General features: G+C 37.9%; 21 protein-coding genes, 1 tRNA gene and 1 pseudogene. 15 read left to right on the top strand and 8 right to left on the bottom strand.

Annotation, left to right across the window (positions count from 1 at the left end):
* Positions 1-43 precede the first annotated feature (43 nt).
* Positions 44-544, top strand: a complete 501-nt coding sequence (locus E0H81_RS07050; RefSeq protein WP_131317713.1) for an Sbal_3080 family lipoprotein — start codon at positions 44-46, stop codon at positions 542-544.
* A gap of 95 nt (positions 545-639) precedes the next feature.
* Here the strand turns inward: E0H81_RS07050 and E0H81_RS07045 are convergent, their stop codons facing one another.
* Positions 640-849, bottom strand: a complete 210-nt coding sequence (locus E0H81_RS07045) for a cold-shock protein (protein WP_053577989.1) — start codon at positions 847-849, stop codon at positions 640-642.
* Between the two features lie 575 nt (positions 850-1424).
* Here E0H81_RS07045 and E0H81_RS07040 point away from each other — a divergent pair.
* The 7 genes from E0H81_RS07040 (at position 1425) to E0H81_RS07010 (ending at position 8326) form a co-directional block, all read left to right on the top strand.
* A tRNA-Met gene (locus E0H81_RS07040) sits at positions 1425-1501 on the top strand.
* A 157-nt stretch (positions 1502-1658) separates the two neighbouring features.
* Positions 1659-2018, top strand: a complete 360-nt coding sequence (locus tag E0H81_RS07035) for a hypothetical protein (protein WP_131317711.1) — start codon at positions 1659-1661, stop codon at positions 2016-2018.
* Positions 2019-2173: 155 nt separating this feature from the next.
* On the top strand, positions 2174-2443 hold the full coding sequence (locus tag E0H81_RS07030) for a hypothetical protein (protein ID WP_131266365.1): 270 nt from the start codon (positions 2174-2176) through the stop codon (positions 2441-2443).
* A 296-nt stretch (positions 2444-2739) separates the two neighbouring features.
* Positions 2740-5379: a bifunctional aconitate hydratase 2/2-methylisocitrate dehydratase gene (locus E0H81_RS07025; RefSeq protein ID WP_131317709.1), complete on the top strand. Its 2640-nt coding sequence runs from the start codon at positions 2740-2742 to the stop codon at positions 5377-5379.
* 64 nt (positions 5380-5443) lie between these two features.
* The gene (locus tag E0H81_RS07020; protein WP_131317707.1) at positions 5444-6109 is read left to right on the top strand and encodes a HEPN domain-containing protein; all 666 of its coding nucleotides are present in this window, start codon (positions 5444-5446) and stop codon (positions 6107-6109) included.
* 434 nt (positions 6110-6543) lie between these two features.
* Complete coding sequence (locus E0H81_RS07015; RefSeq protein ID WP_131317705.1) at positions 6544-6765, top strand: hypothetical protein; 222 nt, start codon at positions 6544-6546, stop codon at positions 6763-6765.
* A 394-nt stretch (positions 6766-7159) separates the two neighbouring features.
* On the top strand, positions 7160-8326 hold the full coding sequence (locus E0H81_RS07010) for a hypothetical protein (protein WP_131317703.1): 1167 nt from the start codon (positions 7160-7162) through the stop codon (positions 8324-8326).
* A gap of 262 nt (positions 8327-8588) precedes the next feature.
* Here the strand turns inward: E0H81_RS07010 and E0H81_RS07005 are convergent, their stop codons facing one another.
* Positions 8589-9449, bottom strand: a complete 861-nt coding sequence (locus E0H81_RS07005) for an alpha/beta hydrolase family protein (protein WP_131317701.1) — start codon at positions 9447-9449, stop codon at positions 8589-8591.
* A 117-nt stretch (positions 9450-9566) separates the two neighbouring features.
* On the opposite strand from E0H81_RS07005, the gene E0H81_RS07000 reads away from it, so the two are divergent.
* On the top strand, positions 9567-10031 hold the full coding sequence (locus tag E0H81_RS07000) for a hypothetical protein (RefSeq protein ID WP_131317699.1): 465 nt from the start codon (positions 9567-9569) through the stop codon (positions 10029-10031).
* Positions 10032-10122: 91 nt separating this feature from the next.
* Here E0H81_RS07000 and E0H81_RS06995 read toward each other — a convergent pair whose 3' ends face one another.
* Entirely contained in the window at positions 10123-10365 is a 243-nt protein-coding gene (locus E0H81_RS06995; RefSeq protein WP_131317697.1) for a hypothetical protein, read from the bottom strand.
* A gap of 504 nt (positions 10366-10869) precedes the next feature.
* On the bottom strand, positions 10870-12156 hold the full coding sequence (gene brnQ / locus E0H81_RS06990) for a branched-chain amino acid transport system II carrier protein (protein ID WP_131317695.1): 1287 nt from the start codon (positions 12154-12156) through the stop codon (positions 10870-10872).
* Between the two features lie 358 nt (positions 12157-12514).
* Between brnQ and map the strand changes: the two genes are divergently transcribed.
* Positions 12515-13309, top strand: a complete 795-nt coding sequence (map, locus tag E0H81_RS06985) for a type I methionyl aminopeptidase (RefSeq protein WP_131317693.1) — start codon at positions 12515-12517, stop codon at positions 13307-13309.
* 408 nt (positions 13310-13717) lie between these two features.
* Here map and E0H81_RS06980 read toward each other — a convergent pair whose 3' ends face one another.
* A complete protein-coding gene (locus E0H81_RS06980) occupies positions 13718-14617 on the bottom strand; it encodes a LysR family transcriptional regulator (protein ID WP_131266301.1) in 900 nt (299 codons plus the stop codon).
* 251 nt (positions 14618-14868) lie between these two features.
* On the opposite strand from E0H81_RS06980, the gene E0H81_RS06975 reads away from it, so the two are divergent.
* On the top strand, positions 14869-15783 hold the full coding sequence (locus tag E0H81_RS06975) for a LysR family transcriptional regulator (protein WP_131317691.1): 915 nt from the start codon (positions 14869-14871) through the stop codon (positions 15781-15783).
* 52 nt (positions 15784-15835) lie between these two features.
* Here the strand turns inward: E0H81_RS06975 and E0H81_RS06970 are convergent, their stop codons facing one another.
* Both E0H81_RS06970 and E0H81_RS06965 read right to left on the bottom strand, forming a co-directional pair.
* Positions 15836-16744 (bottom strand): alpha/beta fold hydrolase, encoded by a 909-nt coding sequence (locus E0H81_RS06970; RefSeq protein ID WP_131317689.1) that lies wholly within the window; start codon positions 16742-16744, stop codon positions 15836-15838.
* An 18-nt stretch (positions 16745-16762) separates the two neighbouring features.
* Positions 16763-17305 (bottom strand): PadR family transcriptional regulator, encoded by a 543-nt coding sequence (locus E0H81_RS06965; protein ID WP_131317687.1) that lies wholly within the window; start codon positions 17303-17305, stop codon positions 16763-16765.
* 137 nt (positions 17306-17442) lie between these two features.
* Here E0H81_RS06965 and E0H81_RS06960 point away from each other — a divergent pair, with 137 nt between their 5' ends.
* The 4 genes from E0H81_RS06960 (at position 17443) to E0H81_RS06945 (ending at position 21660) form a co-directional block, all read left to right on the top strand.
* A complete protein-coding gene (locus E0H81_RS06960; protein WP_131317685.1) occupies positions 17443-19467 on the top strand; it encodes an NADPH-dependent 2,4-dienoyl-CoA reductase in 2025 nt (674 codons plus the stop codon).
* A gap of 112 nt (positions 19468-19579) precedes the next feature.
* Positions 19580-19990, top strand: a complete 411-nt coding sequence (locus E0H81_RS06955) for a nuclear transport factor 2 family protein (protein WP_131317683.1) — start codon at positions 19580-19582, stop codon at positions 19988-19990.
* A 94-nt stretch (positions 19991-20084) separates the two neighbouring features.
* The gene (locus tag E0H81_RS06950) at positions 20085-21176 is read left to right on the top strand and encodes a YheT family hydrolase (RefSeq protein WP_131317681.1); all 1092 of its coding nucleotides are present in this window, start codon (positions 20085-20087) and stop codon (positions 21174-21176) included.
* Positions 21177-21429: 253 nt separating this feature from the next.
* Positions 21430-21660, top strand: a complete 231-nt coding sequence (locus tag E0H81_RS06945; protein WP_067867009.1) for a hypothetical protein — start codon at positions 21430-21432, stop codon at positions 21658-21660.
* 528 nt (positions 21661-22188) lie between these two features.
* On the opposite strand, the pseudogene E0H81_RS06940 reads toward E0H81_RS06945, so the two are convergent.
* Positions 22189-22680, bottom strand: a pseudogene (locus tag E0H81_RS06940) (lipocalin family protein).
* Positions 22681-22983 lie beyond the last annotated feature (303 nt).

The raw sequence follows: 22983 nt of genomic DNA, 5'->3' as shown, positions 1-22983 counted from the left end.
ATTTTCTCTGCATTATTTAATACCGCCTTCGGGCGGTTTTTATATGACAGAAGTCATTGTTTTTGTTAGATTGTTATTACTTTGTAAAAATGGAAAAGTAGTCAAAAAAATACTTATTGCGGGGATACTGGGATTTGGATTGGCGGGGTGTACTGCTATTCAAGTCAACAATACGACTGGATTTAAGCCAGATTCAATTAAACAGGTGTGTATTATTCATAATCCAAAAGTCATAATTAAGGATTATGACAAATTAGTAGAAAAAAGTTTTGCTAGATACAACATCCATGCTGAAACACATCAAGAAACGGATAATTTAAGTTTCTGTCAAACTACACTGAATTATACAGCGCTAAGATCTTGGGATGTGGTTCCTTATATGGTCTCTGCACAATTTAATTTAATACAAAATGGTCGTCAGGTATCAGAAGCATCCTTTAGATTAAAAGGAAATGGTGGCTTGGCGCTTAATAAATGGAGAAGTACCGAGACTAAAATCAATGAGCTAGTCGATCAATTATTAAATAAGGCTTCGAGAGAATAATTTAAGTTTTTATAAAGCCCAGATGTGCAAAAGCGAGAGTGAACTCTCGCTTTTTACTCTTAAACTATCTTACTGATGTAAGAATAATTTTAGAATTATAGTGCTACGATGTTTACAGCATTCGGGCCTTTTTGACCTTGAGTGATGCTGAATTCAACTTGTTGGCCTTCAGCCAAAGTTTTGAAACCAGAGTTAGCGATTTCGCTGAAATGAGCAAAAACGTCAGGACCGTTTTCTTGTTGAATAAAACCGAAACCTTTAGTTTCGTTGAACCACTTAACAGTACCTTTAACAGTATTAGACATAATACAATCCTATAAACTTTAATATTTTTGGTTTAATAAAAAACCGGGTGTTAACTTGAAAATATGAATGGAACTTTAAATCTGAAAAACGAAGGATTATGACTAAAACTGCGAAATACAAAAAGATTTACCAGAACAAAACTATTTCTCTAGTTGAGATAAAGAATACAGGTATATTTAAGAATGTGCAAGTTAATATTTACCTATTGATGCTTTTTATGCCGTGTATTTGTAAGTAAATAATTATTTTTAGTAAATCAATAATTTATCTTTTGATTCTGTGATCTTTTTATCGAGTTAAAGTTATGACTCAATTCTATTTCATAGCTTTAAACCACTTTATTTGAACTTTATTTGAAAAAATGACTTAAATTTTTTCAGATTGGTAATCTTACGCATTAAAAAATACTGACGTGATGACTTTAATTAATCCTCTTATTATATTTTCATGGGCCTTATGATTGTGAATTTAGGACTTAAACAGGGCAATGAATGCCTAAATGCGTTATTTTTCAATTAAAATTGAATAAAGTTTGCTTTGTTATGCTTTAGGGCGTATAAAGCTAACTCGTTGATGCGGGATGGAGCAGTCTGGTAGCTCGTCGGGCTCATAACCCGAAGGTCGTTGGTTCAAATCCAGCTCCCGCTACCAACGAAAGAATAAAAGAGTTTATAGCCTAATCTACACAGATTAGGCTTTTTTTATGCCTTCTATTTAACTTCAAACTCAGGTTTTTCCCTATATAAAGGACGCATTATTTCTTATTTTCCCTAACTTTGATTATGATAGAGGCAATAGGAGAAGGTTCATGAATAAGTTATTCACTTTAATGGTATTGGTTGCTTTGGTCGGTTGTGCTGAAAAAAAACCATTAACTGCTGAAGAGCAGTGGAAAGGCTATTGTACAAGCGTGGGAAATGCTGCAAATACAATTATGTATGATCGTCAAAATGCAATTGATAAAGCAGCGGCATTAGAACATGCCGGCAAAATTGAAGATGAAACCACAAAAACCTTTATTTTGGATATTATTGAACAGGTTTATGCATTTCCATTAGCTGAAATTAATGCCGACCCAGATGCAAGCCGCAAACAATTCAAGCAAAAAACCATAGAAAAATGTCTTGTGACTCCGCATGACAAAATGCCAGATTACAAACCGTTCTAAGGAACGGTTTTTTTTATTTATCTTTTATTTGAATGGTTAAAATAGCCTAAGTATGGGCGGCATAAATTGTGACATTTGAGTAAATCATAAATATAGAAAAGCTTATACAAATAGTGAATAATGAAAATAACTACAAAAAAACGAAGGGGCGCTATATGGATGTTGTGGGTTATTTACATAATGCAGACCTGCTCTTGGAAGATGAACAGGGTGTTGTGGTGATGGGCGGGAGTCACTATGTACTCAGTTTGGGCGATAAAGTCTATCTTCAGCATATGATTGATCAAGAAACGAAGCTTTATCAGGTTCATATTTCGTTTGCCAGCGCAGAGCATGCTATGCTGCATGAAGATGAAATTCAGGTTAAATTTGAAGGCTGTCGCGATGATTTACGTGAATATATCAATGCAACGACAGTCCACTAAGGTTGAATGTTTTTCTTTTTTAAAAGAGGGCAACATTAAGTTGCCTTTTTTATGTATGAATTTCAGTTAAAAGTTAATTATCATCAGCATTAAAGATGTACATTGGGGTGGGCGTGATTACTGAGTGATCAATATGGGCATCATTTAGATACTAAATAATGGACATCATAAAGAAACACTCTACTTGCATTAACTTTTAACTGGAATTTTAGTAAAATTTTGCAGTCCATATTATTTGTGAAGCTTTATAGAAGCTGGAATTCACAGATAATTTTTTAAAAAAGAGGAATAACACCGTGCTAGAAGCTTACCGCCAACACGTTGCAGAACGTGCCGCACTCGGAGTCCCACCGAAGCCACTTGATGATGTTCAAACAGCTGACTTGGTTGAACTATTAAAAAATCCCCCAGCTGGTGAAGAAGCTTTTTTAGTTGATTTGCTAGAAAACCGTGTTCCTGCAGGTGTTGACCAAGCTGCTTATGTTAAAGCTGCTTTCTTGGCTGCTTTGGCAAAAGGTGAAGCAACTTCTCCACTTATTTCTAAAGAACGTGCGGTTTACTTACTAGGTACTATGCTTGGTGGTTATAACGTAGCGCCTTTAGTTGCATTGCTTGACGACGCTGAACTTTCAGAACTTGCTGCTGAAGCGTTGAAAAAAACTCTTCTTGTATTTGATGCGTTCCATGACGTTGCAGATAAAGCGAAAGCGGGCAACGCAAATGCACAAGCGGTTATGCAGTCTTGGGCTGATGCTGAATGGTTCACTACACGTCCAGACGTTCCATCTGAAATTAAATTGACAGTTTTCAAAGTAACTGGCGAAACAAATACAGATGACTTGTCTCCAGCTCAAGACGCTTGGAGCCGTCCAGACATCCCATTGCATGCAAATGCAATGCTTAAAAACGTACGTGACGGGATCAACCCGGAAGTTCCTGGTGAAGTGGGTCCACTTAACCAAATTAAAGAATTGATCGCGAAAGGCAACCAGGTTGCTTACGTAGGTGACGTTGTCGGTACGGGTTCATCTCGTAAATCTGCAACTAACTCTGTACTTTGGTTCTTCGGTGACGACATTGCTCACATCCCGAACAAAAAAGACGGTGGTTACTGCCTAGGTTCTAAAATCGCTCCAATCTTCTTCAACACTATGGAAGATGCTGGTGCGTTACCAATCGAGATCGACGTTGCTAACATGAACATGGGCGATGAAATCGTTCTTAAGATTGATCATGCTGCTGCGAAAGTTTCTGCGTCTAAAGACGGTGCAGTGATTGCTGAATCTGACCTTAAAACTCCAGTGCTTCTAGACGAAGTTCGTGCTGGCGGTCGTATTAACCTGATCGTTGGTCGTGGTTTGACAACTAAGGCTCGTGAAGCTTTAGGTCTTCCAGTATCTACTTTGTTCCGTGTTCCGGTTCAACCTGCTGCAACTGGCAAAGGTTTCACTCAAGCACAGAAAATGGTTGGTCGCGCTTGTGGTCTTCCTGAAGGTCAAGGCGTACTTCCAGGTACTTACTGTGAACCACGCATGACAACTGTAGGTTCGCAAGATACTACAGGTCCTATGACGCGTGACGAATTGAAAGACTTGGCTTGCCTAGGTTTCTCTGCTGACCTTGTTATGCAATCTTTCTGTCATACAGCTGCGTATCCAAAACCAATTGACGTTCAAATGCAACACTCGCTTCCTGATTTCATCATGAACCGTGGTGGTGTGTCTTTACGCCCAGGTGACGGTATTATTCACTCTTGGTTAAACCGTATGCTTCTTCCGGATACCGTTGGTACTGGTGGTGACTCGCATACTCGTTTCCCAATTGGTATTTCATTCCCAGCGGGTTCTGGTCTTGTAGCGTTCGCTGCTGCTACTGGTGTTATGCCATTAGACATGCCTGAATCTGTTCTTGTTAAGTTCAAAGGTAAAATGCAGCCTGGTATCACTCTACGTGACCTAGTACATGCTATTCCTTACTACGCGATTCAAGCGGGTGACTTGACTGTAGAGAAGAAAGGTAAGAAAAACATCTTCTCTGGTCGTATCCTTGAGATCGACTTAACAGAAATGGAAACTGACTTAACTGTTGAGCAAGCGTTCGAACTTTCTGATGCTTCTGCTGAACGTTCAGCTGCTGGTTGTTCAATCACGCTTTCTGAAGAGAAAGTTGCTGAATACCTTAAATCAAACATTACAATGTTGAAATGGATGATTTCTGAAGGTTATGGCGATGCGCGTACAATGGCTCGTCGTGTTGAGAACATGGAAAAATGGTTGGCTAACCCAAGCCTTCTTAAAGCTGATGCTGACGCTGAATACACTAAAGTGTATGAAATTGATCTTGCTGACATCAAAGAACCTGTTCTTTGCTGCCCGAACGATCCAGATGACGCGAAACTTCTTTCTGATGTTCAAGGCGTGAAAATTGACGAAGTATTCGTTGGTTCATGTATGACGAACATTGGTCACTTCCGCGCAACTGGTAAGTTACTTGAGAAAGTTCCTGGTGGCGTACTTTCAACTCGTTTGTGGATTGCTCCACCTACGCGTATGGACGAACGTCAATTGATGGAAGAAGGTTTCTACAACATCTATGGTAAAGCTGGCGCGCGTACTGAAATGCCAGGTTGTTCATTATGTATGGGTAACCAAGCACGTGTAGCTCCGAACACTACTTGTGTTTCGACTTCTACGCGTAACTTCCCGAACCGTCTAGGTCAAGGTGCTAACGTTTACTTAGCTTCTGCTGAACTTGCATCTGTTGCTGCTGTACTTGGTAAATTACCAACTCCAGAAGAATACCAACAATATGCAGCTCAAATTGACAGCATGTCAGCTGACATCTATCAATACTTAAGCTTCGACAAAATGAGCGACTATACTGACGCTGCTGCGAATGTTGATACGAAGAAAATTGCTGCTGCTCAGTTGACTTAATTCTTTGTTAATTAAGCAATAAGCGGTATAAGATAAGGGCTGAGTAATCGGCCCTTATCTTTTTATGAATAAAACAGAAGCTTTTTTAAAATGGCAAAAGAATACTCAAGAAATTTTTGATTTTAGTGTTTTAGTACATTATGCGGTTCCGGCTTTAAGACAACAAATTTCTTTAGTTGAAAAAGGCGTAGTAAAGCAGTTATGTAGACCAGATTATTATAGAAGTCATAAGGAAAATTATTATTCCTCTCCAAATTTATTGATCAATATAAAAAGAAGAACTTCAGGCTATAAATCACATGTTTCAGATTATTTATTGCTTTCTTTATTTAGCTATTTTGAAGCATTTGTAATAGATATTATTAAAGAATTTTTAGATTTTCATGGTGGAATTTCTGAATTTCAAAGTTTTGCAATTAAAAAATCTATAGAACAGTTAAGTAATCACAAAGAAATTAGAAAATATAGAAATAATTTAAAACCGACTATTGCAAAGAATCAGCCTGATCGCAAGCATGCAACCCGTGAATTGAAGAAGACAGAATTTAGATTCCCTAGTGATCACTTTGCATCGTATGGAATATTTATGCTTGGAAAGAAAGTTGAGGATTTAAAAGCAAGAGACATTCCTGAAGTATTAATAAATGTATTATTAATTGAACTAGCCCCAGAGGATGTAAAAAAATTTCATAATATTAGAGATATACGAAATAGTATTGCTCATGGTTAATTGGTTCATCTTGATATTGAGGCAGTTACAAAACACAATGACGTTTTAATGGGTCTTGCTAAGAAAGTTAACACACATGTTTGTGAATTTTTTAAAATCTATGAATGTCATTATTTTAGTTAAATTTTTTATGAAAGAGCTATCTTTGAACGATAGTAACTTCTAATTTTTTCCAAAAATAAATCATCTAAATTGCTCATGATTTTAAATTTTCAAACCAAGATTCATTTAGTATGTTTCAATTACTACATTACTCAAGCATTAAAAAATTACATTATTTGCCAAATGTAAAGCTGATGATATAAAGATCTCACGAGTATGGCGAATATTTATTATGTTCTTTAAGGAGTTTGACGATTCTATACACTTTACAGCTAGACTAATAAATCGTTTAATCCCCACGTTCAAGAATGATTTAAAAAGTTGATGTAACAATGGCAAAACAATCCCGATTCCTCTGTATTGGTGGGTTCCTCAACGGAACCCAAGTTAAAGACCAAGGCGATAACTTTGTCTGTGTCGAAAAGTCTAAAAATGTGACTTACACAAAAAAGGAAATTTTCCATCCTGACGCTTGGGATCATGACTACTATGTCTGTGAAAATACTACAGACAAACAAGCCCGAAATTGGGTCTATGATATCGAATCGAATTAGATATTCATTAAAAAGCTCAAATCTTAAAAATAGATTTGAGCTTTTTTTATAACAATAATGATTTGATTAACCATAAGAGAGCCAATCAAAAACTTAAAAATAAATTATTAAAAATGAATCTTTATATAACAGTTTTCTAGCTGACCTAAAGTCCATATATGGACTTAAAATGATTAAAAATCCAAGTCGCTGAAATTTTTGAACTGGATTTTGATATTGTAATGTGGAAGAAAGATCTACAATACCATATATAAAACTGATATGAATTTAAGATGAATGGTTGTTATTATGATTTATTATTTATATCTCTGTGCTAAAATTTGTACGTTTTTCAAAATAAAAAAACTTTCTACATAAATTTATAAAAAACAAAATAAAAACTAGGTTACTCATAATGTTTTCAAAATATACATATCAGGCAATGCTTACTGCTGTGCTTTCAGGATTCTTATTGTCTGCTTGTGGTGGAAGCTCCGACAGTCAAAATTCACCGTCATCATCCAATTCCTCTGCCACTCCAACACAACAAACTTATGCTGAACTCTCAGGTACGGCTTTTTCAAACAAGCCTTTGGCTGATGCTAAAGTAAATGCAATTTGTAAGGATGGTAGCGGTTTTAAATCTAGTGTTACTACAGATCAGGAAGGGCGATGGTTAGGTGAAGTAAATGCTTCACAATTTCCATGTCGTATTGAGGTGCAAGCTGAGCAAAAATATTATGGTTATGCGCAAAAGGCAGGTAATGTTAATTTAAATCCGTTAACTACATTAGCGATTGTTGGGACATCGGGGAAATTGCCCTCAGCGTGGTATACGGAAGAAAGAAATTTAGATTCTAGCCGTTTGCAAAACACAATTAAAAATTTGATTACTGAATTCAAGCAAGAAGGATATTCAGTGGATGAAAGCCGAGGTTGGTTTAATTCACTGAGTGACCTGAATTCAGTCGAGTTTAAAGTCGTACAGGAACTTTTAGCTGCAATTGAAGAAAATCCAAATATTGAAGATTTCGAAGCATTATTACTTCTAATTAAAGATGGTAATATCAGTCAGATTCCTGCAAAACCTGATAGGGTTATTACTGTACCATGGAATATTAATCTGAATGCTTGTGTCCGTGAAAAGATTGAAGGCTCTGATCATATAGAGTCTTATGGTAAATGCTCTGGTGCTGTACTTAAAGATTTTCAAACAACAGATCTTGTGGATGATGCTAGCGATATATCATGTTCCTTACATAAGGAAAATAATACGATTACATTAACAAGAGGTACTCAATCGCTATCCGTCATTCTTGATCAGGAAGGTGCGGATGGAATAATGATAAATCATAACATTATCGATGATGATGGATTCCCATCGTATCTTCTAGTGAGTTCTACAGGTATATATGATTTTAATTTCCAATATAATCAAGGACTATTTGATTTTAGGCATTCCGGTAAATTGATGGCTGCTTATATCAAAGGGCCATCCGCTGAAATTCGCTGTTTGCACCCAGATTTTAAAAAGTTAATAGAACATTATGGTGGTGATGCTGATGATTTGGATGATGAGTAATTCAATTTCTTGTATTTAGCATAAATATGAACAGCCCCTTGAATGGGGCTGTTTTTTATGGGTGTTAGTTAGTCATTAACTGAATTTATGATGAACAATAATTTAAAAAAATTGGAAAAAATGAAAAATAAATCTCAGGCAATAAAAAGCCCCATGGTTAGGGGCTAGTCGTATATAGGTCAAGCCTATATACTGTAAGAGGCTCATCTCAAACTGAGTGTATTAGAACACAGCAGCCTTCAAATAACTATCTAAATCTTATTTAAACTACCAATTGCTGCGCAATCACCGACCATAAATTCTGATGCGACTTTTTGAACATCAGCATATGACCAATAGCTTTATGCTCATAATTTTTAGGCTTAAGTTCAATCATCTGGGTATCTGCATTCGGGTATAAACGCAGTAAATCTTTCACATTTGCAGACGTTGCAATTTCATCGTCTGATGACCAAAGTACCGTGATCGGACAATCAATTTCAGCGTGATAATCTTCAAACACAGTTTTACCCATCGCATTCATGACATAACCCGGTTTGCTGCAAAATTGCGCCCATTGTTTAGCCACATCTTTAGGCAGGTTTTCACCCATGCCAATGGCTTGGGTTGGACCATAACCTTTGGTAATACGCGCTAATGGGAAAATGACATTGAACATGACAGGGGCAAGCAGTTTAGTTTTGCCTTTTAGACCTTTCACATGTCCGGTTGAGCCAGAAACTGCAATCACTTTGGCCACTTTTTGATAATTTGGCACAATTCCTAAAAGCTGACCACCTGCACTATGACCCAGTAAAATGACTTGCTCTGCTTGTGTCTTGCATAACAAGGTGTCTATGGCCGCAGGAATATCAAGCTGTCCCCAGTTGATAATACTGGCTTTAGACTTACTTACATGGCCGTGTAGGGAGCGACCAATACCCCGGAAGTCAAAGCTTAAAACATCATAACCTTGCGTAGCCAACCATTCTGCAAAAGCCTGATAAAAATGTTGGGTGATCCCCGTTGCAGGGCAAATTAAAACGGGGTAATTATTTTGACTGGGATTTTGTTTTGGGTAAAAACGTCCACTGAGAGAATATCCATCTTTACAGCTGATTTCTAATGTTTCAAAAATATTCATATTTAGAACATGCGTTCAATTTAACTTGTTACTACTGTACCCAAGTTCCAAAAAGAAACTTGCACAAATCATGACTTTAAAGTCAGAATAGCGCTCTAAAAATAAGGATATAAATCAATGGATATTGAAAGTTTAAATCAGTCTGTTTCGCTGGCAATCATATTTAGCGGTGTTTTTCTTTGGGTCGGCATGCTGACTGGGGTGTGGAAATATTATCAAATACGCCATTCTGAACAGGCTCGGGCACATTATTATGTCGATATCGCGCATAGAAGCAGTTTGCTTTATGCACCCGCCAGTTTAATTCTTGCGGTACTGGCATTTTTTTCAGTCTGGGCTGAGGGGCTTAACTTAATTTTCGTGCTGATCAATCTGTTCTTTTTTAGTTTTTCAATTTTAAGTTATGTCTTACATGGCTGGCTTAAAGATACCAGCAACCAGTTTAAACAGCCACACCAGATGGGGCTTTGGCATTTGCCAAAATGGATGCTCAGCAGTGCGATGATTTTTTTGGTGATTGGGGAATTAGGCGCGACAGCAGGGTTGTTGCTTGGAGCAATATTGGCGCTGAATGGATTTTGATGAGATTATTTAACTAGATAATATTTATGATTTTTTGGTTTTTATTTTCTGTTTTTTTCTTTTCTGAAGATGGGTGATAGTCACCCATCTTTTATTCTGTAGTGTTAATTTGTTTCTGTTGGCGATACTTTTGATCGACCAAAGCCCAAATATAAAAGGCAACTGAAACAATAAAAGCATATAAAAAGTATTCAGGTTTTAAATTGTCTTGAATCAAACCATGAATAATAAGTGTCACGAGCAGAGCAGCAGTCGTACTCAAATAGGTGACTATGTTCTTATTTGCTTTTAGAGCGTTAATGAAGACTTCTTTATTGAAATGTATTGATAACATCTCCACCCCTCCTGTTGTTTTTGACTTAAACTTAATTGTTTTAGTCAGATTAGTCTCTATTGTTGTACTGCTTATTTAATGTTGTTTCAATAGCTATTGTCATTATTTTGTAATAAAAGCATGTTAATGCATAAAACCAGAGATAAATCCTCTTTAAAATATAAAAAGTATGTATTTTTAGGCCTTGAAATAACTATTGTTGATGGTTTAAATGTGCAATAAATAAGCTTTATTCAACAATGCTAGATAGAAATATATAAAAAGCAATATTGATGCCAGTAGTGTGTATGCAATTCAGTATTACGAAGGGGGAAATTGAAGATTTTGCAGGAAATAACGATGAATCATCATTTAATATTTTTACATTAAAATGTATACAACCGGAAACTGTGCCAATAAGAGATGTAAACAATAAAACTCTGTTTGGGTAAAACATGATGTTTTATTGATCACGCTTAAAATCATGTTTGGGTAAAACTTGATTTTAATGACCTCAGCTTTCGGTTATTTTTTAACTTTATCGATCACAATAGCAATTATCAGCACAATGGTAGATGGAATAAGCCATGCCAAATTTTGCGCATTTAAAGGTAAATGTTGAATCATTTCAGGCAAATTGAAACCTGCAACTTTAAGTCCATCCAATATGCCAAATAAAAATGCAATCGCAGTTACGGGCGCAACAACGTAAGCAGGTTTATTGAAAAACTTCCAGAAGAAGCTGAGTAGAATAACCACAATGGCTGGTGGATAAATCGCGCTTAAAACAGGGACAGACACTGCAATAAGTTTGGTTAAACCCAAGTTTGAAATGATGAACGAGAAGCCAACCAAAACAAAAACCAAGATTTTATAAGGAATTTTAGTCAGTCCAGAGAAGTATTCTGCACATGCACAGGTGAGACCAATGGCTGTAACCATACAGGCAAGGAAAATCATTCCGGTTAAGAACAGCGAGCCAATATCGCCAAACGCATGTTGTACATATGCATGCAGGATCACTGCACCATTTGCTGCATTTGGAGCAACATCGTGACTGCCTAAACCTAATTTGAACAGGCTTAAGTAAACTAGCGTTAAACCCACACCAGAAATCAAACTAGCGATCACTGCATATTTAGTCACCAGTTTTTTGTCAGTTACACCACGTGAATGAATCGCGTGAATAATGACAATACCAAAGACCAATGCGCCTAAAGTGTCCATGGTTAAGTAACCATTCACGAAACCTTCAGAGACAGGAGCAGTCACATAGTTATCAATTGCAGGTGGAATGAATCCGGCAGGAATTGCAAATGCGGCAATACCCAACACAGCCAAAGAAATGATCTTTAAAGGTGCAAGGAAGTGACCTACAGTATCGAGCAGTTTATTTGGGTATAAAGACACAACCGTTACAACGGCAAAGTAAATTGCACTGTAAATGAGCAGACTGCTGCTTTCTGTACCAAAATAAGAAGAAAAACCGATTTCATAAGAAACCGTTGCTGTACGTGGAGTTGCAAATAAAGGACCAACCGCTAAGTAACACACGACAGTTAAAATCAGACTTGCGATTTTACCTAAAGGAGAACTTAAATTTTGGATGGATCCTTCTACACGTGACAGCGCCATAATGGTGATGACAGGCAGACCAACTGCGGTAATTAGAAAACCTAAAGCAGCTAACCATACATGTTCACCCGCTTGTTGAGCGACAATCGGAGGAAAGATAATATTGCCTGCACCAATAAAAAGTGCAAATGTCATGAAACCTAAGGCAATAATATCTCTTGTACGGAGACTTGTCATAGAGGGGAGATGGATTGACCAAAAGAGGCAATTTTAGAGGATAGAAAAGTATTTGGGTACCTTATTTTATTTAGGTTATGGCTTTTATTTATATTGATATATCAATTTATGAATATAAAGCTGAATTGAGGTTGATTTATATTATTGATTATTGAATGAAAATTATAGAATATTGAAAAATAGTGTGCATTTTTAAAGATTTACGCATTGTTTAATTTTTTTGTAATGACAGTTTAAGTGTATAAAAATCAGTCATTAAAGCCCTAAAATTACCGCACTATTGGCTTTATGTACTGTAATTAAACAAAAAAATGGTAAAAGGTTTATAATCATAAGCCTTATTTATGAGGATGATGCAATGAAAGCTTCCACTATTACCATTAAAACTGAGCAAGATCTCGAGAAACTGCGTATTTCCGGGCGTCTGGCTGCTCAGGTTTTAGAAATGATAGGGAAGTATGTCAAGCCGGGCGTGAGTACAGAATATCTGGATGACATTTGTAATGATTTCATTGTAAACACTTTAAAAGTGATTCCAGCCAATGTTGGCTATTATGGCTATACCAAAACCACCTGTATTTCACCTAATGAAGTGGTTTGTCATGGTATCCCATCGCTGAATACCATTTTGCAAGATGGTGACATTATCAATATTGATGTTGCGATTATTAAAGATGGTTATTTTGGCGATACCAGCCGGATGTATTACGTAGGTACAGTTAAACCAGAAGCTAAAAAACTGGTTGAAACCACCTATGAAGCGATGGTTGCGGGTATTCATGCAGTGAAACCGGGTGCAACGCTGGGTGATATCGGTTTTGCCATTCAGTCGGTTGCACATCGTGAAGGTTATAGCATTGTGCGTGAATATTGCGGTCACGGGATTGGTAAGGTTTATCACGAACAACCGAATGTTTTACATTATGGTCAACCGGGTCAGGGGCTTATACTTAAAAAAGGCATGGTTTTTACCATTGAACCGATGGTTAACGCCGGTAAACCGCGTGTCAAAGAACTTAAAGATGGCTGGACAGTGGTTACAGCAGATCGCTCTTTGACTGCACAATGGGAACATATGGTTGCTGTGACAGACACCGGTTTTGAGCTTTTATCCCCTTGGCCAGAAGGTACAGGTTCGTATCCTTCAATTTAATGGATGGAGTTTAAATGAAATAGATTGTTTTATACTTAAGTAAAAGGCAATCTATTCTGTATACTAATAAAGTTTTAAAAACGATTAGTAACAAACTTAAGTCTATGTTTAAATTTAAAAAATAATTTTTCAGATTTTTTTGTAAGATATTTTAAATATTAGATTTAACTGTATTTATTTTGTACTATATACATATAGATTCTAGCTGTAGTTTCTTTTTCAAAGTTTATAGGCTTACCCACCTCGGGTAAGCTTTTTTTTGCCTAAAATTTTAACGACATCAAGTGATATTTCATACTTTGTTGTTTATAAATATCATTTTTGTCTTGTCGAGAGATGACTGAAATTTGTCAGCAGGTGACTTTAAATATTCAGCCATTATCCCTTAAGCCATCAATGATTAAAAAATTAATGTTTGCTGAGCTGTTCAACTAAATAGTCGATAAAGACACGCACAGCAGGCAGTAGTCCACGGCGTGATGGATAGACGGCATGGAAAATACCATGGGGTGCTTTCCAGTTCGGAAGTACACGAACCAGTTCACCGCTTTGCACGTAGTCTTGCACAATGGTATCCGGTAATAAGGCAATCCCGCAATTTTGTCTGGTAAGTTGCGCCAGCATCATCAAATCAGAACCCATCACCATGGGATTCACCTTGATTTTTTTCTGATTGTTTTTTTCATCGTGTACCACAATATGCTGATCTAGATGTTCATCTGCCATACTCAGAATTTGATGCTGGCTTAAATCTTCCGGTTGTTTTAATTCACCAAATTCATTCAGATAAGCCTGACTGGCAAATAAGTGCTGTTCGATATTTTCAAATTTTCGTATGATCAGACTTGGATCCTCATCCAAATTTGAACGAACACGCAATGCGATATCAATACCTTCATTGATGACGTCAACACGGCGATTACTGACAATGAGCTGAACTTTGATTTCAGGATAGCTTTTGAGGAATTGAGGCAGAATTTTGGCAATTTCATTCTGCGCGATGGAGACAGGGAGACTGACCTTAATCACGCCGCGTGGCTGGGTACTCAAATGATCAACCAGGTCATGGGCGGCTTGCGCAGCATTCATCATGACTTGTGCATGGCGATAAATATTCATGCCAATGTCTGTCACTGCGAAATGGCGTGAACTGCGTTGAATTAACCGAACCCCCAAGTGCTCTTCCAGATTATAGACGCGACGACTGAGTTTTGATTTGGGGATATCGGTTGCGCGTTCTGCTGCGCTAAAACCCCCATGTTCAACCACCAATGCAAAGCAATAAAAATCATCAAGATCTGACAGCATTTAAGAATTCCATTTATGCAACAATATATAAGATTAAAGGTCTATCGTTTCAGTTTGTCAATTTTAATTTGCTTAATTTTTCAGATTTGAATTGTCTATCCTATTGAGATAACAAGGCTAAAGTGGAATATCTATATACCGGGCTTTTCTTTAATTTGATGCGTGGCTGCTTTGAGTTAAACAAGGTTGGATTTTTCCATTTTTATTATGACTTCTTATCAATATATAGATTTGAATAAAGGAAAAATGTCATGGAATTAAGACATTTACGCTATTTTGTTGCCGTGGTTGAGGAGCAGAGCTTTACCAAGGCTGCTGAAAAACTGTTTATTGCCCAGCCTCCTTTAAGTCGTCAAATTCAAAATCTTGAAACTGAGCTGGGTGCTTTGCTGTTTGAGCGTGGAAGTCGTCCGTTAAAGCCCACCGCTGTGGGGTATTTCTTTTATCAGCAAGCGGTCAAGCTGCTAGCCAGTGCCGACCAGATGAAGTCGATCACCATGCGTGAAGGCATTATCAAAAAAACCATGACCATTGGTTTTGGTGGTTCATTGTTGTATGGATTATTACCCAGAGTGGTTTATTTATTTCGCCAGCAACAGCCGTATTTGAAAATCAAACTGGTTCAAATGAATGCGATGGAGCAAATAGATGCGCTTAAAGAGGGGCGGATTGATGCCAGTTTTGGTCGGGTTAGAATTTCTGATCCTGCAATCAAGCGAATTTTATTGCGTGAAGAACCATTGATGGTCGCCGTGCATTCCAGTCATGCGCTTGCTGCAAAAAAACAGGGAGTTAAACTCGAAGAAATTGTTGAGGAACATGTGTTGTTGTATCCGAAGCTACCCAAGCCGAGTTTTTCAGCCCAAATGAAAGGTCTATTTTCAGAATATGGTTTAGAGCCTAAAAATTTAACTGTGGTTGACGATATTCAACTGGCTTTAGGTTTGGCGGCTGCAGGCGAAGGTCTGTGTATTGTTCCTGAGAGCGCCAAAACCGTGCAGTTTAAGCACCTGAATTATATTCCTATATTGGATGATGACGCCGTGAGTCCGGTCTTTTTGATTATCCGCAACGCTGATCACAGTGAATATATCCGTTCATTATTGGATAGTGTTTATCAAGTCTATGACCTGGAAGCCATCAAGTATGATCGTCAGATTTTTTAATATTGATCGATAGTAAATGACTCTATTTAATTGTTTAATTTAACTACTTTATTTAATTGCCTTGTTTAAGAAATTGAGCAATTTCGCGACCGAATTTGATCGGTTCACTGATTAACGGCGTATGCCCAGATTTTTCAAAGATAATCTGTTTGGAGTTTTTTACGCTATTGGCAATTATTTTTTGCCCTGCTGCAGGATATAGCCTGGATTGTTCACCAATAAAAAAAGTGCTTGGGCAAGCAAGCTGTGCAATGGCATCACGATAGTCTTCTTGATGATGTAAATAATTATTCACATACCAGGCCAAATAGTCCAAACGCTGCATCGGTAAAACAAGGGACTGTAATTTTGGCTGTTTTAATGCCATTTTGACCACTAAAGGTGCAACTTTATTGCTCGCTTGAAGCTGAAGAAAGCCAAACCAGAGCTCCAATAAATGTTGTCGGGATGCTAGGTCTAGATCAGATAACTGAAGTGCATGAGGTTTTGAGGCAAGGAGCTGTGAAATCTCTGCCAAGAGCTGTTTAAATTTAGGCTGTTGCTGGCTAAATAAACCGTATTGCCAAGTTTCATCCACCGAAATTTTTGGTGTTTGATCAATATGCAGATAACGGGTTATTTTTGCATTTAAATTGCTGTAATGCATGCCATGCATGGCCGTGGTTGCACCCATGGAATAAGCAATCACCGAGAATTGATCTAACTCAAGCTGTTCAATCAAGCTGTCTATATCACGCCAGTGACTGGAAATAGCATCCAGTTCAGGGATGCTGCAATGCTGTGAACCGCCAAAACCACGCCAGTCTGGAATAATGAATTTATTGTTCTTGGCTTGGGGATACAAGAACGGAAGCCATTGCCAACTTTGCATGCCCAAACCTGACAGAACCAATACGGGCTGTCCTTGGCCAAATTCGCGGACAGAAAGTTGTTCGCCATCAGGCATACGGTAATGTGACATGGTTGTTTTCCTGGTTTATTATTGTTGATCGAATGCTTTTAATTGTGGAATCATGCTTTCTAACCACGAAATCCAGCCCACTTCCAAATCAATCCCAAGTTGCAGAATCATTTTATGAATAAACTGGGTTCGGTCCTGATCTTGCCCATTGGCGAAATCTTTTGCAAAAATAGTTTGGTAAATTTTTAGATTTTCTTTGTGTAAAATCAGATGCCGTTCCAGTTCAGGGAGTACAGTGTTGCCGCCCAGTTGAGCTTCTGCACGCAGACGCACCATGAGTTCTTCACGTAATTGGGCAGGTGGACTTTGTTTGACCATCCAGTCTGCTAATTCAGTACGACCCAATTGTTCAACTTGATAGGTTTTTTTTCGGCTGGTCGAGTCATGCTCTTCAAGGGTTGAGATCCAGTTTTTTTGTTGCATGCCACTCAGTTCACGGTAAATCTGCTGATGCGTTGCATTCCAGAAGAAGCCCATGGAACGGTCAAAGCGACGTGCTAAATCAATTCCCGTACTGGGTTTTTCAATTAAGCTGGTCAATAAAACATGGGCTAAAGACATAAACGGCTCAGTCAGTAAAAATTTACCAGATCATTATGCAACATGTTGCATAAAAATCAAATCTAGAATATAAATTATGCAACAAGTTGCATTAAGCACCATATTCGCCAGCTCAAATGGCACGCCAAGGAGATCATATGTCTAATTACCCTCATTTATTAGCACCTTTAGATTTAGGCTTTACCACGCTTAAAAACCGTGTCTTGATGGGATCCATGCACGTGGGCCTGGAAGAAGCGCCCGGTGGTTATGATCGTATGGCTGCATTTTATGCCGAACGTGCTCAAGGCGGTGTGGGGCTAATTGTGACTGGGGGAATTTCACCGAATGAGGCAGGACTGACCTTTGCCGGTGGAGCTAAATTAGACAGCCGTGAAGAAGCTGAAAAGCATCAAGTGATTACTCAAGCAGTGCATGATGCAGGCGGCAAAATAGCCATGCAGATTTTACATACCGGCCGTTATTCTTATCAGGCTGATCTGGTCGCGCCATCTGCCATTCAAGCACCGATTAATCCTACTAAACCGCACGCTTTGACTACAGCAGAAGTGAATCAGACCATTGCAGATTTTGCTCACTGTGCTAAGTGGGCACAATATGCGGGCTATGATGGCGTAGAAATCATGGGATCTGAAGGTTATCTGATTAATGAATTTATTGCTGCACGGACCAATCATCGTGATGATGAATGGGGTGGTAGCTATGAAAACCGGATTCGTTTCCCGATTGAAATCGTCCGCCGTACCCGTGAAGCAGTCGGTGAAAATTTTATTATTATTTATCGTTTGTCGATGCTAGATCTGGTTGAAGGCGGCTCTACTTTTGATGAAGTCGTGCAACTGGCAAAAGAAATTGAAAAAGCCGGTGCAACCATTATCAATACCGGGATTGGCTGGCATGAAGCACGAATTCCGACCATTGCCACCAAAGTGCCGCGCGCTGCATTTACTTGGGTGACAGAAAAGCTCAAAGGTTTGGTCAAGGTTCCATTGATTACCTCAAACCGTATTAATACCCCAGAAATGGCAGAGCATGTTCTGGCTTCTGGTCATGCCGATATGATCTCCATGGCGCGTCCAATGCTTGCCGACGCATTCTTTGTGCAAAAAGCAGAACAAGGCCGTAGTGATGAAATCAATACCTGCATTGGTTGTAACCAAGCCTGTCTAGATCATATTTTCTCGATGAAAATTGCCACTTGCCTGGTCAATCCACGGGCTTGTTATGAAACGGAGCTGATCTTTAAAGAATCCACTGTTGCAAAAAACATTGCGGTGATTGGTGCGGGTCCGGCTGGGTTAAGCTTTGCCACCTATGCGGCAGAACGTGGGCATCAGGTGACTATCTTTGAAGCGGCCAATCAAATTGGTGGTCAGTTCAATATTGCCAAAACCATTCCGGGCAAAGAAGAATTTTATGAGACCTTACGTTATTTCAAACGCAGAATTGAATTATTGCCTAATATTCAGTTACGTCTAAACCATCAGGCGACTTATGAAGAACTGGGCGCATCAGAGTTTGATGACATCGTCGTCGCAACCGGTGTGACTCCACGTCATTTAGAGATTGAAGGGATTGACCATCCTAAAGTGCTGACTTATCTGGAAGTGTTAAAAGAACGCAAGCCAGTCGGTCAGCGTGTCGCGATTATTGGTGCGGGCGGTATCGGTTTTGATACGGCTGAATATCTAACCCATGAAGGAGACAGCGCAAGCCTGAATCCTAAAAAATTCTATAATGAATGGGGCATTGATACCACCTATGAAAATGTCGGTGGTTTAAAAGCAGCTGAAGTCGAACAATCCAATCGTGAAATTTATTTATTGCAGCGTAAGGCAAAATCAGTAGGTGCAGGCTTGGGTAAAACCACGGGCTGGATTCACCGTACCGGTTTAAAACACCGTGATGTAAAAATGGTGGCAGGTGTAAGCTATGAAAAGATTGATGACCAAGGCTTGCATATCCTGGTGAATGGTCAACCGACTGTTTTAGACGTTGATAATGTAGTGATCTGCGCTGGTCAGGAACCTTTTACCGCGATGTTTGATCAACTTCAAGCGGATGGCAAAAATGTACACCTGATTGGGGGCGCTAAAGAAGCCGGTGAACTGGATGCGAAACGCGCAATTCGTCAAGGTGCCGATTTGGCGGCAGTGATTTAAACTGATTAAGTCCTCTCCAGAGGATTTAGGAGAGGGCTTAATCAGGTGTAGGGCAGAAAGAAAATCCTGCTCTATCCATGAAGTGAAATAATAAAATCATAAGGAAATAGAAATGGCTTTAACAACGACTCAAGCATCGGTACAACGTTGGCATGAAATGCTACAAACAGCTGATATGTCTATCTTGAATGAGCTGCTTGCTGAAGATGTGGTTTTTCGTTCACCTGTGGCGTATCAGCCTTATCCGGGCAAGCAAGTGGTGTCTTTTATTTTGACCAATGTCATTCAGATTTTCGAAAACTTTACTTATCACCGTGAATTTTATTCAGAAGATGGATTGAACGTGGTACTGGAGTTTTCTGCCAATGTCGGTGAAAAAAAACTTAAAGGCATCGACATGATTCAGTTTAATGATCAAGGCCAAATTATTGATTTTGAAGTGATGTTGCGTCCAAAGAGCGGTCTGGAAGCATTGGCCGCGCAGATGGGGCAACGCATGGCTGCTTTTTTACCTAAAGCATAAATTAGGGTGATATAGTAGGGATATAGATATAAACAGTCATGGAGTGGCATTTACTGAATATTTTCAGTTGCATCCTTTTTAAGGTGGAGCGAATATGAAATTTTTAGTGAAAAAAATTAGTCTGTTGGCACAAGAAGTGATCGACCAGATTACAGGTGCAGAATTCCCTACGCTGTATTTCCATCCACAAGGTGAAGCACGGCAGATGCTCGATGTTTTACCGCAACTGAAACAGAAATATCGCCCAACACCATGGTTGTCAAATACACATTTGCATCTGATGTATTTTGACTTGATTAAAAAGAAAACCATTCAGCTTAAATATGATGCCATTGAACAGTTGCACATGTCTGATGGCGGTGTCACCGGTATAGCCTGGTATGGGCTTGATCTTCCAGCAGACACTCCGACCATTATATTAATGCATACCCTGACTGGCACACCTGAAAGTATGTCAGAACTGGTACGTGACTTACATCGGCATACAGGCTGGCGTGTAGCGCTGTGTTTGCGCCGTGGTCATGCCAATTTACCCATGCCGATACCCAAAATTTCTATCTTTGGCTCAACTGATGATTTACGTGAACAAATTCAGCATATTCAAACAAAATTTCCAAATTCTCCTTTATATGCCGTAGGTTCATCTGCCGGTACAGGATTACTGGTGCGTTATTTGGGTGAAGAGGGTGAACAAACGCCATTTAAAGCCGCGTTTGCACTTTGTCCGGGTTATGACACTGAACATGGCTTTAAAAATGTTCATCCTTTTTACAGTAAAGTCATGACCAGAAAGTTATTTAAGTCTTTTATTTATCCTTATACGACAACTTGGGAAAAAACAGCATCTTTAGCACAAGTGCTTGCGAGTACAAGCCTGTTAGAATTTCAATATCAATGTTTTGAGCTGGCTGGCTATAGCAGCTTTGAAGACTATAATCAGGCAACCAACCCGATTCTGGTCTTTGAAAATGTTAAAATTCCACTGATGATTTTAAATGCAGAGGATGATCCGGTTTGCCATATTCAAAATTTTGATCCATATAAAGAAGCTATTCAACAGATGTCGAATATTATGGTGGTGACCACGAAAAAGGGCAGCCATTGTGGTTTCTATGAGGGTGTAAATCACACGCAATCATGGTCGGCACGGTTGATTGCAGACTATTTAATTGCACAACATCATTAAATTTAAAATGTGAGATTGATGTAGGAGTGAAAGCTCTGAAATATTTTGATGCAATTGTCATTGGTCATACTGATAATTAGTTAGTATTTAAATCAGTATTTCTGTTATAATCATTTCAACAATAAAAATGACATGAAAGTGTTCTTTTTTTAAATTGATATAAATCTTATTTAATCTGAATTATCAAAGTAAAGGTTGTTATTTTGAAATGCCAATGGTGGCGTTTCTGTATGTGTTGAAAAAATTGGTGTAAATGTTGAATATAATTGAAAATTTAGTAGCAAAATCTGTAAACGGTAGTGAAATTATTGTATCGCTGGTACCTTCAAAAAAAATGCAAAGTACTCGCGATGGGTTTAAATGGGTTGAAGTTGGTAAAAGAGTAATGCTTCAGTCTGGTGTTGAAATTGATTTGAACCTTGATGGTCGTAGCTTCTATACAGGTGTTAACGAAATGTTCCGATTCACCTCACGTGTGAATTAAACATTTAAATAATCACTGATCCAAATTAAAAACCGCCTTGATGGCGGTTTTTTGCTATCTGATCATCCATTTACAATTGCTGTTTTGTATCAATAAAAATTCTCTTCTTACTCATCATTTAACGAGTCGTGATATTTCTTTCTTTGTGCAAGAGTGCATGTGACTTGCGGTTTAGAGGATTTAGGATTCTATTCATATCTTTTAAATTAAAAATAAATTTATTTTTCAGAAATTCTAAAGAAATTAATTTTTACAATTTTGTATGGTTTTGAGCACTTTTTGTCACTTTTTGTCATTTATTGGTGAGTATGATAAGGCTATAAAGAGTAATCCACTTTATATAGGGGAGTGGTATATGATGAGCACACTAGAATTATTATTAACTTCCTCATCTGTGCTGATGTTGATGCTAGTGATTTATGCCTTTGGGCAAATGTTTAATTAGTTAAAAATATGCTGTATAAAAAAGCACCTTCGGGTGCTTTTTTATTGAACTGAACTTTATTCACTGAGTTTTATTAAAGCGCTTTAAGCTGTTTTATGTCCTGTATGTACAGTGTGAATGATTTCAGCTAAATCATAACCCAAGCTTTCTGCATAAGTTAAATATTCTTGTTTGGTCGCTTCATCCAAGGTTACATCGCGATTAAGTAGCCACACGTATTTTAAGTGGGGTTCACCCACCAGTACCGTGTTGTAATTAGCATCAATTTTTCAAACCCAATAATCGCCTTTGGTAAAGGGAATCCAGCGTAAACCTTCAGGCAGGAAACTCACTTCAAGTTTGCTATTTGGTCCATCCACAATAGTGGCTTCCGCGATGGCTTCATCTAAAGCTTTGTCCTTATCTAAGCAGCGGTTTTGTACCCGAACTGTGCCATTTTCATTTAAGCTATAAACAGCAGAGATATCCGTACTATCTTCTGGCTGATGCTTCATGGGCAAGCGAGCTATTTCATACCACGTGCCAAGATAACGATTTAATTCAAAATCAGAAACTGTTGGGATTTTATCAGACATTTTTTATCCTTATTCATGTTTTATTAAGCGACTTGAGTAGTGTTGTCGATAATTAAAATATTGAATATATGGAATTTGTTTGATTGTGTGATTTTATATTATTAAAAAATTATATTTTTTTAAACGTGATTTATACATTTATTTTTAAATTATTGAAATCAACAATTTATATTTCTGAAAATTTATATTAATTTATTCTTTATCAGAATTTGATTTAAGAATCATTCATTTTTCTATGTTTATTTATTCACTAATAGGTTATTTGATAATAATATTTAATTTTATAAATATACTTTTATTTTT

Origin of the sequence: Acinetobacter terrestris (assembly GCF_004331155.1) — a bacterium.
Taxonomy (GTDB): domain Bacteria; phylum Pseudomonadota; class Gammaproteobacteria; order Pseudomonadales; family Moraxellaceae; genus Acinetobacter; species Acinetobacter terrestris.
This window is presented reverse-complemented; position numbering and strand designations above follow the sequence as displayed.